The sequence below is a fragment of the Paenibacillus sp. UNC451MF genome, assembly GCF_000686845.1.
In the GTDB taxonomy this organism is placed as follows: domain Bacteria; phylum Bacillota; class Bacilli; order Paenibacillales; family NBRC-103111; genus Paenibacillus_S.
This window is the reverse complement of sequence record NZ_JMLS01000014.1, coordinates 142,122-155,021: the sequence shown is the minus strand read 5'-3', so window position 1 is coordinate 155,021 and position 12,900 is coordinate 142,122. Positions and strand designations below refer to the sequence as shown.

7 protein-coding genes are annotated in these 12,900 nt (G+C 50.2%); all 7 read left to right on the top strand.

The genetic code is table 11. The features are described from left to right. Positions 1-130 precede the first annotated feature (130 nt). The 7 genes from hepB (BP97_RS36630) to BP97_RS36620 all read left to right on the top strand — a co-directional run bounded on the left by hepB (BP97_RS36630) (position 131) and on the right by BP97_RS36620 (position 12,848). Positions 131-2,422, top strand: a complete 2,292-nt coding sequence (gene hepB / locus BP97_RS36630) for a heparin/heparin-sulfate lyase HepB (protein WP_051620668.1) — start codon at positions 131-133, stop codon at positions 2,420-2,422. After that, entirely contained in the window at positions 2,419-3,876 is a 1,458-nt protein-coding gene (locus tag BP97_RS0116875; protein WP_036746051.1) for a sulfatase family protein, read from the top strand. The genes hepB (BP97_RS36630) and BP97_RS0116875 overlap by 4 nt, the downstream gene beginning before the upstream one ends. 62 nt (positions 3,877-3,938) lie before the next feature. Continuing rightward, positions 3,939-5,075: a glycoside hydrolase family 88 protein gene (locus BP97_RS0116870; protein WP_028550145.1), complete on the top strand. Its 1,137-nt coding sequence runs from the start codon at positions 3,939-3,941 to the stop codon at positions 5,073-5,075. Positions 5,076-5,128: 53 nt separating this feature from the next. Continuing rightward, complete coding sequence (locus BP97_RS0116865; RefSeq protein WP_028550144.1) at positions 5,129-7,171, top strand: heparinase II/III domain-containing protein; 2,043 nt, start codon at positions 5,129-5,131, stop codon at positions 7,169-7,171. A gap of 78 nt (positions 7,172-7,249) precedes the next feature. Beyond that, positions 7,250-8,560, top strand: coding sequence for an ABC transporter substrate-binding protein (locus BP97_RS0116860; RefSeq protein WP_028550143.1), 1,311 nt, complete (start codon positions 7,250-7,252; stop codon positions 8,558-8,560). Between the two features lie 151 nt (positions 8,561-8,711). Then, positions 8,712-10,943, top strand: a complete 2,232-nt coding sequence (gene hepB / locus BP97_RS36625; protein ID WP_051620667.1) for a heparin/heparin-sulfate lyase HepB — start codon at positions 8,712-8,714, stop codon at positions 10,941-10,943. A gap of 9 nt (positions 10,944-10,952) precedes the next feature. Further along, a complete protein-coding gene (locus BP97_RS36620) occupies positions 10,953-12,848 on the top strand; it encodes a heparinase II/III domain-containing protein (RefSeq protein WP_051620666.1) in 1,896 nt (631 codons plus the stop codon). Positions 12,849-12,900: the final 52 nt, after the last annotated feature.

The window sequence follows — 12,900 nt, the reverse complement described above, 5'->3', positions numbered from 1 at the left end:
ATTGGTGGCATCAATCGTAGGATGGTTCGGTGCCAAATGAGCAACCGACAGCAGTTTGATTATGCTTGATGGCAAAATGGGACTGATGAGATTGAACCAGAATTGGAATAGCGATAGGAGGACAGTAGCCATGTTTCCTAAACCAGAATTAACGCCGCCGTCGGAGCATCCACGGTTATTTTTACGCAAGGAGCACCTGCCGGAGCTACGAGATAAAATGACAAGACCTGAGCTGAAGCAAGAGTGGGAACGGCTTCTCAAGTACAGCAGCTACAGCATCGAGGAAGCGAACTCTGAGCATTGTCCCGGGGATGTATACGTTATTGAAGCTAATGCATTGCTGTATGTGTTACAAGGTGATCAAGAAGCTGGTATCAAAGCCAAGACTTTGGCAATCAGCAGCATCACCAAGAACTTCAATCCTAATTTCCAAGACATTTCGAGAGAGATCGGCCGTCTCATGCTGGCTGGGGCCATTGTTTACGATTGGTGCTACGATCTTGTAACAGATGAAGAACGGGTCTTTTTTATAGGGCATTTCAAACGGCTGGCGGGTCTGCTTGAGTGCGGATATCCACCTCTAAAAGAAGGTGCTTTTGTCGGTCACAGCTGTGAGTGGATGATTCAGCGCGATATGTTGGGCACAGGCATTGCCATTTATGACGAAGATCCGGAAATGTATGATTTGGCTGCGGGCCGGGTGCTGCATCAGATGGTTCCGGCTCGCAATTTCTTTTACCCTTCGGGCTGGCATCATCAAGGGGACGGTTACGGGGGCGTGAGGTTTCAAGGGGAGCTGTTCCCTACATGGATGTTTGATCGAATGGGCTTTGGCAATATATATGATGCTTCGCAGCGTGACGTCGGCTATCAGTGGATCTATACGCGCCGTCCGGACGGCAAGCTGCTGCGCGATGGGGATACGACTCCGGTCATGCTGAAGCAAACGAAGTATACGAGGCTGCATTTCATTTATTGGATTCTGGGCGGTTATTACAAGGACCCTTATTTCATAGCCCAAAAGCAGGTGGATGAAGGGAGGCTGCAGGATAAGGATGTGTTATTCGCTTTCCTGTTCGCCGATCCGAGTGTAGAAGCAAAGGCGCTTGACGAGCTTCCGTTGACCCGGTATTTCGGAGCTCCGACAGGGGTGATGGTAGCACGTACAGGTTGGGATACTGGAATGGACTCCAATGTGGTGGTGGCCGAGATGAAGGTGGGCATGTACCAATATAACAACCATCAGCATCTGGACGCAGGAGCGTTCCAAATTTATTACAAAGGCAATCTGGCTATCGATTCGGGCTCGTATAAAGGCTCATCAGGGAAGTACCATTCTCCGCATAACAAGTACTATTTTAAAAGAACAATCGCTCATAACACGATGCTTGTATACGATCCGGACGAACTGAAGCAGTACCCGTACGTCAAGGACGGCGGTCTTGTATGGCCTAATGTGAATGATGGAGGGCAGCGTTGGCCTAATGAAGGGCGTCCACCTCTTACGCTGGATGACCTGATGAACAAGGATTTCAAACGAGCCGACGTGCTCGCTCATGCAATAGGTCCTGACCCGATCAAACCTAGCTACTCTTATCTGAAAGGGGACATAACCGCAGCCTATTCGAACAAAATGAAGCAGTTCCAGCGTTCGTTCCTCTTTTTGAATTTTAACGAAACGGAGCATCCGGCAGCATTGATCGTTTTTGACCGCGTTGCGTCGGCGAACCCGGACTTCAAGAAATATTGGCTGCTGCACAGCATTGAGGAGCCACAGATTGAAGGAAGCCGAACTACCATTTCCCGCAGCGAGGACGGCTATAACGGCCAACTGATCAACGATACGCTGCTGCCTGCAAGGGACAATCAGGAGATTGAGAAGGTAGGAGGTCCGGGCAAGGAATATTGGGTGTTTGGAACCAATTATGTGAATGATTTTCCGGGTACGAAGGAGCAGGGTGAATGGCGAATTGAAGTTAGCCCGCGAGTACCGGCGGAAGAGGACTTATTCTTAAATGTTATGCAGATGAAGGATATAGACGGTCCTGAGGCATTGTCAACGGAGAGAATGGATGGAGAAACCTTGATCGGCGTCAAGATAAAGGATTGGGTCGCGTTGTTCTCGAAAAGTGGGCTGCGTTTGCAGAAGGATACGGTGCTTCCGGACATTTCTGATGGAGCACCCGACGGTGGGGCCAGCTTGAATTACATCGTAACCGACCTTGCGGCAGGCCAATGGAGAGTGGAACAGGAGCGAATTGGAGCCGAGGGTATGGAGTGGCATCATATTGTGTCGGAGGAAGTAACAGAAGAGGGCGGCGTTCTGCATTGGCAGAGTCAGGCAATACTCGGACGGATCCGCATCGTATATCAAGGTGGCGACGGGAGAGCAGATTCGGAATCAGGAGGTGTACAAGATTGAGCGATAAACCGAATGTAGTCATTATTATGGCGGATCAGCTGCGGTGGGATGCGTTTGGAGAGCACACTCCCAACATGAATCAGCTGAAGGCGGAGAGTGTCGTATTCGATCGCGCTTACTGCGCATCTCCGCTTTGCGTACCGGCTCGCGGGGCTTTTTTCACGGGGAAATACCCGAATGTTACAGGCTCTCTCATCAATCCATGGACGGAGCAGGAGAAGCAGCATGGTATGGTTCGAGCTGAGCATACCCATTGGTATGAGCTGCTCGAGCAGCAGTGGGACAGCTGGCATACCGGTAAGCAGCATCTGTTCACCGAGCCGAAGCTCGAACATCGTGACGACAGCAAGACGCACTGGCTTCAGCTGGAGCAGCGTTATGAAGCTTTTCTTAAGAAGAACGGCAAGAAAAAGCCGGGCGGACCGGCATTCCAAGGGCTTGTGCCAGAGCTTGCCTACGGAAAAATAACGAGGAAGCGCAAGTACTCGACTCCAACGGTGGGTCGATATGATGAGGACTTGGATTTCTTCTATGACGGTTTCATTCTTAACGATTCCTTGGAGGCGATTCGCAATAGAGACCGCAGCAAGCCGTTCGCGCTGAATGCGATGTTTCTAGCCCCTCACCCTCCGCTTGATATTCCCGAGCCGTGGTACTCCATGATTCAGGATGTGGATTTGCCCGACAATGTCGGTGTGTGGGCGGATAATCAATCTCCGCTGCAGCTGTATAATTTGACTGGAGTATTGGGAACCCCCTATACGCGGGAGGAATGGCAGAGAATCTGGAAGGTCTATCTAGGTCTGGTTGCGCTGCTGGACCATTGCGTAGGACAACTGATTGCCGAGCTGAAGCAGCAAGGACTATACGATAATACACTCATCTTGTTCGCAAGTGATCACGGTGAGATGTTGGGCTCCCACAGATTGTGGCAAAAGATGTGTATGTACGAGGAATCGGTTAAAACGCCGTTGTATTTCAAATTTCCGACAGGGTTTACTCCGGCGTTGAAGCGCACGGATGAGCTGGTCAGCAGCATAGATGTCCTTCCGACATTATGTGACTATCTCGGTGTCGAGACACCTCAAGGGGTATCGGGATTATCCTTAATGCCGTTAATTAGAGGGGATCGGGAGAAGCTGGATCGGGATCGCATTTTCATTCAGTTTGACGGGAATGGAGCGCGCAGCAATTTTCAGCGCTGTGTTATGGAAGGCAACTATAAGCTCATCGTTGATATGTTCAAGGATGAAAGCTTCATCGAGCTGTATGATGTTGTGAATGATCCGCAGGAAATGAACAACTTGGCTTTTCAATCAGAAGAGCACGGTAGCCGGATCGAGAGCATGCTGGAGTGCTTGAGACGGTATATGCAAGAGACCAATGATCTGCTTGAAATGTCAGAGAGTGTGTACGAAAGATTCCTTGCTGATTACTCAGAGTTTAAAACATAAGAATGGAACCCAATGCATTTTTCTGAAACTATGATGAGTTGAAACTTAAAGGAGAGAAGACAATGTCAGCTGGTACATACGATTTGTGGATTGATGAAGCATGGAGCAAGGTTGTAGCCAAGGTAGGTCAAACAAGCAAGACGATTGGAGCTGGATTCCCGCACGTTTCCAAAGAGGGGAAATACGACTGCACGGATCCGCAAGGCTGGACCTCCGGCTTCTGGCCGGGGCTGCTGTGGCTTTTATACCGTGATACGAATAATGAAGAGCTGAAGCAGCTTGCCGAGCAATGCGAGCGCAAAATGGACGTATGCATCGACGAATACACGAGATTGCATCATGATGTCGGCTTTATGTGGAGCTTGACCTCGGTAGCTAACTATAAATTGACAGGCAGCGAAGAGTCGAAGCTCCGTGCGTTGAAGGTGGCAGCCTGGCTGGCCGGACGCTTCAACCTCAAAGGCAATTTCATCCGTGCCTGGAACCAGAGCAATTGGGAGAGCGCGAACGGAAATACCGGTTGGGCTATCATCGACTGCATGATGAATTTAAGCCTGCTCTTCTGGGCATCGGAAGAAACCAGGGATCCAAGGTTCAAGCACATTGCCGAGGCCCATGCTCATATGGTGATGGGTGAATTTATCCGTGCAGATGGCTCTGTCTATCACATCGTAGAGTTTGATCCGGAAACAGGGGAACGTGTCGGAGCATTGGGCGGACAGGGCTTTGCACCTGAATCGGCATGGGCGAGAGGAACAACTTGGGCGCTATACGGTTTGGCTCTATGCTACCACTATACGAAGAACGATGTTTATTTGCAGGCGAGCAAAAAGGTAGCACATTTCTTCCTGGCTAATCTTCCTGAGGATTTAGTGCCTTATTGGGACTTCCGTCTGACTACGCAGGAAGGCGCTCCAAGAGACTCATCGGCGGCAGCTATTGCAGCAAGCGGCTTGCTGCTGTTGGCGGACTCGTTACCTGCCGAGGAAGGGCGGCTTTATGAGACTTCGGCGAAGCGTATCCTCAAATCGATGGTGGACCATTATGCGATTTGGGATACGAGCGACGAAGCGATTCTGCCTCACGGCACCGGCCATTGGCCTGCCAACAAAAATATCGATGTCGGCTTGATCTACGGCGACTACTATTTCGTCGAGGCATTAGCTAAGCTGCGCGGACAAACGGATCTATTTTGGTAAACAAGTGGTTCATCCTTAATAGATAACACCAAGCAAGCCCTGGAGGAAAAAAGATGCCGTTTCTCAAACTGACCCAATCTATTTTCATTTTGCTGCTGGTGATGTGCCTGACCGTTTTGTCTGCTTGTACCGGCGATAACGCCGCCCCGTCTCCGACGGAGAAGGAGGGAACAAGTACGCAAGCCGTGCTGCCGAGATCTTCGTCGCAAGCATTCGCGCCTTACACCGGCGGGCCTCCAACGGCCGAAGGGATCATCGCGGACTTGCAAAAAAACAACCCGAAGCAGCGACACCCGAGGCTGTTCGCAACGGCGGACACCTTTGCCAAGCTGAAGGATGCGGTCAAGACCGATCCGCAGCTGCGCAAATGGTACGGAGACTTGCAAAGAGCGACCGACAAGACTCTGACGAAGCCAGTCGGGGCGTATGAAACGCCGGACGGACGCAGGATGCTGTCGGCCAGAGACGCCAGACCGATCATCGAGCAAAATGCGATGATGTACCAGCTTAGCGGAGATGAGAAATACGCGAAGCGGGCGGTTCAGGAAATGATGGCGATGGTCGCTTTTCCAGATTGGAATGATAAGAAAGAATTTCTTAACACAGCTGAAATTACAGCAGGGATGGGGATCGGCTACGATTGGCTCTATGACTACCTGACGCAAGAACAGAGGGATTCAATCCGTAAAGCCATGGTGGAGAAAGGGCTGCAAAAAGCTCTGGACGCCCACAATAAGCAGGTTTGGTGGAGTGTAAGAACCGATCCGGTTAACAACTGGAGCGCCGTCTGCAACGGCGGCATCATTGTGGGAGCACTTGCTATCGGTGACGAAGAACAGGAGAAGGCACTTGCAGGAGAGATCATTGTCCGTTCACTGCAATCGGTGCAAAAGATTATATTGAGCCACTGGGAGCCGGACGGTGGCTGGAGCGAGGGACCGGGCTACTGGCGATACATGATGGAATATACGGTCAGCTACATGGCAGCTATGCAGACCTCCCTGGGGACAACTTATGGACACGCGCAGACGCCGGCATTACACAAAACAGCGTATTTTCCGGTCTATGCTACCGGACCGCAAGGAACATTTAATTTTGCGGACAGCGACAGCGGCAAGATGAAAATTCCCGAGCTATTCTGGTTAGCGAAAGCGACCAATGATCCTATGCTGGCCGGACAGCGGCTTGCCATGATGGAAGATGCGAAGCAGGCTGGCGGAGTGTACGATCTGCTCTGGTACGATCCATCGTTCCGTGACATGAAAATGACACTTCCAACCGATCAATATTATCGCGACGCAGAACTGGTTATTATGCGCAGCAAATGGAACGATCCAACAGCGGCTTATGTAGGTTTCAAAGCAGGAACGGCTATAGCTAGCCACTCCCACTCTGATATCGGCGAATTCGTGTTCCACGCGAATGGCGAGCAGTGGGCAATCGACCCTGGCAAGGAAGATTACAATTTAAAAGGCTATTTTGAATACGACAAGGAACGCTACACCTATTATCGGCTGAAGCCGGAAGGACATAACACGCTGGTCATTAATCCGGATAAGCAATTTCAACAGGATCATGTTTCCATGAACCGGATAACGAGTTTTGAATCGAAGCCACAAGGGGCTTTAGCCATTGCGGATATGCAGCCGGCATACTCCAGAAATGCCGACGCTGTGAAGCGAGGCATTCAGTTTATCGATCGCAAAGGGCTTCTTATCGAGGATGAAATTCAGACCAAGCAGCCGTCCACGGTCTGGTGGTTTATGAACACGAAAGCTTCGATACAAGTGGCTGAAGACGGCAAATCCGCACTGTTAAGCCAGAATGGCAAACGGCTCTGGGTGACAATGACTTTTCCAAAAGATGCGCCACAGCTGACACAAGCTAAGTTTCAGGTCATGGATGCCAAGCCGCTCCCTGAATCGCTAAATCCGAAAGGACAAACGGCGAACAATGGAATCCGTAAGCTGGCTATCAAGCTGGATGGAGCAACAAATGTGAGGATGGCCGTGGAACTCATCCCACTTGCGGCTGGAGAGGTGGTTCCTTCGGCAGGCCATGACTATGTGCCGCTTTCCCAGTGGAAATTGCCTTAACGACAGTTCGACTATACCGATTTTGCGATGGACTCATCTTTACACACTTTTCATGAGTGAATAGGGGGTTTTTTGGAGATGAAAAAAGGTTTAGTTCTGCCAGGTTTGCTCTGTTTGTCGGTGGCTTTGTCCGGATGCGCCAAGGAAGAGGCGGGGGAAGCACCCGTAAAGTCCGAATCCAATGAGCCTGTCAAGCTTGTCGTGTACAGCTACAGCTCGGGCATTCAGGAATCGGAATTCCAGAAGTTTTTTGTTGAGCCGGTTCAGAAGAAGTATCCGAATATTTCAATGCAGCTCGTTTCCCGAAATGGGGATAAGGACACGCCGGAGCAAATTATTGCTTCTGGTAACCTGCCTGATCTGATTTTGACCAGCAATGTGTACATCGGCATGTTTAACAAGCTTGGGCTAGGGATGGATCTGAATGAATTGGCGAAGAAAAACAATTTGGATTTTAACCGTTTCGATCCGGTAGGCATGGGCGCGATTAAGCAGTTCGGCGATAAAGGCGAGGTGTACGCTGTCCCGTTCTCTATGAATTACGGGCTGATGCTGTACAACAAAGACATTTTCGACAAATTCGGAGTCCCTTATCCGCAGGATGGTCTGACATGGGATCAAGCGATTGCTGTAGCCAAGCAGCTGACGCGCAAGGAAGATGGCATCCAGTATATCGGCATTGATCCTGATTATCCTGAGAATGTCACAAGGCAGTATTCGCTTCCTTATGTCGATGAGAAGGAAGAGAAGCCGGAGATTAATACGCCGGGCTATAAAGCGGCCTTTTCCAAGCTGAAGGCGATGTATGAGATTCCAGGCTTTATCGGCGAGAAAAACAAGTTCATGTACACGTCCAATGGTTTCTTCAAGGATAGGCTGTTGGCGATGTACCCGGTTTGGGGAGACGGAGTCGTTGGCACGATCGAGGACATGGCGCAGCAAGGGAGTTCCGTCAATTGGGATATGGTCACTTATCCGAGCTTCGAGGACCGGCCTGGGGTTGGCAAGCCCGTCGATCTGCATTTGATGATGCTATCGCCAAAGAGCAAGCATCAAGAGGAGGCGTTCAAGGTCATCTCCACACTGGTTTCCGATGAGGCGCAGATTACGATGAACAAAACCGGAAGAATGACCTCATTGAACAATGATGCGGTCAAGAAAACCTATGCTTCCGAGCTGAAGGGCTTCCAAGGCAAAAACGTGCAGGCTGTGTTCAAGACGAAGCAGGCGCCAATTGTCAAACCGACGGATTACGATCTTCCTTTCAAGCAGTTGATTCGTGACGGGGCCAAGGATATGGCGATCAACCACAAGGATGTCAATACGGTGCTGAGAGAAATTCAGGAGAAAGCTGAAAAGACGATGACCGATATGAAAAAAGCCAAATAATCGCTGTAATCCAGGATATGTAACCGGAAGGGGATGCCCCACCGGAGTCCCATTCACAGCAGAATTTCCTTAGGTTTCTCAACAGGCTCATCGCGTTAGCGTTAGATTTTAGTTGCAATCGAACACCGTTATGAAGAGGAGGCTGACAGCCATGTATCCAAAACCGCCGCAAGAACACCCACGCTTGCTGCTGCGGAGCCAACATTTACCCGGATTAAGGGAGAAACGATTCAGGCCGGAAATGAAGCAAGTTTGGGAACGGCTGGTGCAGTTCAGTCAGGTGGACATTAGCCAGGCTCAATCCGCTGATCATCCGGATGAAGCGTACCTCATTGAAGCGAATGCGCTGATGTTTGTTCTGAATGGGGATCAAGAAGCAGGCCTTCGCGCCAAAGCTTTGGCGCTTACCACCATTACGAAGTCGTTTAATCCGAACTTTCAGGATATTTCCCGGGCTATTGGACGGCTAATGTCGTCCGTGGCCGTCGTCTATGACTGGTGCCGCGATCTGATCGATGATACGGAGCGGCAGTTTATGATCAGTCACTTCAAACGGTTAGCTGGCATGCTGGAATGCGGCTTCCCTCCTAAGAAGGAGGGCTCGATTGTTGGTCATACGAGCGAATGGATGCTGATGCGCGACCTTATCGGCACAGGCATTGCCATCTACGACGAGGACCCGGAAATCTACGACGAATCGGCAGGACGATTCTACGCGGAGATGGCACCGGCGCGCAATTTCTTTTATCCTTCGGGGTGGCATCATCAAGGAGACAATTACGGCACCTATCGTTACCAGGCTGAGCTGTATGCCACATGGATTCTAGACCGAATGGGAGCGGGCAATCCTTACGACCCTTCACAGGGAGAGGTAGGGTATCAGTGGATTTATACGAGAAGGCCTGACGGCAAGCTGCTGCGCGATGGAGATAGCGATAATCCGCTGTATGCAGAAGATAAATACATTCAATTTTTCCCGCTCGTTTATATGATGGCAGGCAGCTATTATGATAATCCTTACTTTATGGATCAACAGTTCCGGGAATATCAAACCATACCGGATATGTACGTGTTCCATGCATTTTTGTTCTACAACCCGGAGGTGCAGCCCAAATCAATCAAGGAGCTACCGCTTACCCGTTATTTCGGATCTCCGACCGGAATCATGATTGCGAGAACCGGCTGGGATGAAGGGATGGATAAGAGCTCGCCTACCGTGGTTGCCGAAATGCGCGTGGGGGAATATCAGTACAACAACCACCAGCACTTAGATGCAGGAGCATTCCAGCTGTACTACAAAGGGTACTTGGCAATCGACTCTGGTATTTACAAAGGCTCTTCCGGCAAATACCATTCACCGCACAATAAATATTATTTCAAGCGGACCATTGCCCATAACACGGTGCTTGTGTACGACCCCGACGAGCTAAAGCAGTATCCCTATGTTAAGGACGGTGGCCTTGTATGGCCTAATGTGAATGACGGGGGACAGCGCTGGCCGAATGAGGGACGTCCGCCGCTTAAGCTCGATGATTTGTTGAACAAGGATTTTAAACGCGGAGAAGTACTGGCGCATGCTTATGGACCCGATCCGGTACAACCTGACTTTTCTTACTTAAAAGGCGACATAACTGCCGCGTATTCGAACAAGATGAAGCAGTTCCAACGCTCTTTCATGTTCTTAAACTTTAAGGATGAGAACCATCCTGCTGCGCTTATCGTGTTTGATCGCGTCACATCAGCAAACCCTGATTTCAAGAAGTATTGGCTGCTTCATAGTATCGAAGAGCCGCAGGTGAACGGCAGCCGTACCGTTATCTCGCGCAGCGAGGAAGGTTATAACGGACAGTTGATCAACGATACGCTGCTTCCTGTGGCTGATAATCTCGAAATCACAGCCGTAGGCGGGCCGGGTAAAGAGTTTTGGGTGTTCGGCACCAATTACATCAATGATTTCCCGAGCACCAAGGAGCAGGGGGCATGGCGCATTGAGGCCAGTCCGAGTCAGCCTGCCGAACAAGATGTTTTCTTAAACGTTATGCAGATGAAGGATATTGGCGGTCCTGAGGCACTACCGACTCATAGAGTGGAGAATGACTCGCTCGTTGGAGCGCAGATAAAGGACTGGGTCGTATTATTCAGCAAAAGCGGCTTGCGGCTTCATAAGGAGCTGGATGTGCCTGTGGCACCGACTGCAGATGCAGCTTCAGCATCACTTAACTACGTCATAGCCGACCTAACGGCAGGGGCTTGGATTGTAGAGCGTGGAGACGCGCGCGAGCAGCATGAGGTAACAGAAGAGGCAGGTGTTCTTCACCTCACGGAAGTATCTGGAACGATTCGTCTCATTCCCCTGACCGTGGAAGCGGAAGGAAAGGAGTAAGGTTTTATTATGATAAGTCTTAGTGATCTGTTAACTGCTGAGGAATTGGGAGAATGCTTACTTACAAAAGCAGCTTACCGTCCTTTCCCGGATATCGAGCAAAGAAGCGAGTGGGACGCACTGCCTGAAGAGCTTCGCTTATCTGTCATAGCCGAGGGTGAAAAGTATTTGGATTATTCATGGCCGATACTTACTGCGACGATGTATATGGAATTTTTGAATAATGGCAATCGGACTCGCTACGATGGGCCGTATCATCTCCGTAGAAGAGCAGTGACGAGCCTCGCTCTTGCCGAATGCGTAGAGAATAAGGGACGGTTTCTGAATGATCTCATCAATGGCATTTGGCAGATCAGCGAAGAATCATGCTGGGTCATCTCGGCTCATAATCGGATGTTTCAGCATGAGCATCCCGGTCTGCCCGACACCGAAACCCAGCCAGGAATCGATTTATTTGCTGCCGAGACGGGCAATCTGTTCGCCTGGCTGCATTACCTGCTGAAGCCAGCGTTGGATCAGATGAATCCTCTTATTGATCGGCGGATCGTTGCCGAGCTGCGGCACCGCATTCTGGACCCATATCTTGATCGTGACGATTGCTGGTGGATGGGAATTAAGGAGCGGGATAAGCGGTTAAATAACTGGACGCCTTGGTGTACATCCAATTGCTTGAACGCTTTTCTCCTGACGGAGGAGGATGAAGGCAGGAGATTGCAAGCTGTCCGTAAGGCGATGCAGAGCTTGGACCGTTTCTTGTCGATGCATCCAGCCGATGGAGGCTGTGATGAAGGTCCTGGCTATTGGAACAAGGCAGGCGGATCGTTGTTCGATTGCTTGGAGCTCTTGTATACCGCATCCAAGGGTGCTTTGAACGTGTATGGCGAGCCGTTAATTCAAAATATCGGACGATACATTTATAAGGTACACATACATGACAGGTATTTTCTTAATTTTGCGGACGGCCCTCATCGGATTACTGTTGAGGAAGATATCGTGTATCGTTACGGGAAGCGAATCGGTGACGATAATATGATGGCTCTTGGAACGGCCGTACACCAGATGCTGCGTACCGAGGGCTGGAAGAACATGAAGTTTCTTTCTTTCCTCCGGGTGCTCCCAGCTCTGTTTGATTATAGCATGATTGAGAACGAGAACAGACCGCTCACGTTCCAGCGCGATATGTGGATGGACGGCATTCAGGTTATGGCAGCTCGGGAGACCGAATCTTCGGATCGCGGTCTGTACCTAGCCATGAAGGGCGGACACAATCTGGAGAGTCACAACCATAACGATGTCGGGCACTTTGTCTTGTATGCGGACGGACTGCCGGTGCTCATCGATGTTGGAGTCGAGGAATACACCGCCAAAACGTTCAGTGCGCAGCGATACGAAATATGGACGATGCAGTCAGGCTACCATAACCTGCCTACGATTAATGGCTTCATGCAGCAGGACGGTAGTACGTACCGTGCTGCAGAAGCACAGTACGAAGTGACGGGGCAAAGCTCGCAATTGAGTATGAACATTGCTTCCGCTTACTTGCCTGAAGCGGGAATCCGCTCATGGATCCGGTGCTGCCGATTGACTCGTTCTCCACACGCTGTGATCGAGCTTGAAGAGAGCTATGCATTTGACGATGCCCAAGCCTGCCAATTTACAATGAATTTTATGACTTGCTGCCAACCGGAAGTAACGGCGAATGGACTTATTGTATTCCGTCGTAACGATCAAGAAGCCTTACAGATGGAATATGCTGCGGAACAATTTATCGCCTCCGTTGAGAGTATACAAATAGAAGACAAAAAGCTCCGCAACTCCTGGGGAGATCGGCTGCAGCGAATTGTGCTGACGCCTAAAGATCCCAAACAGGAAGGCAGTCATATCATTCGCTTCCGCCAAGCTTAAACGATAGCCCAATAAAAAAATAGATAGCATGACTTCGACCATACAAATAGGA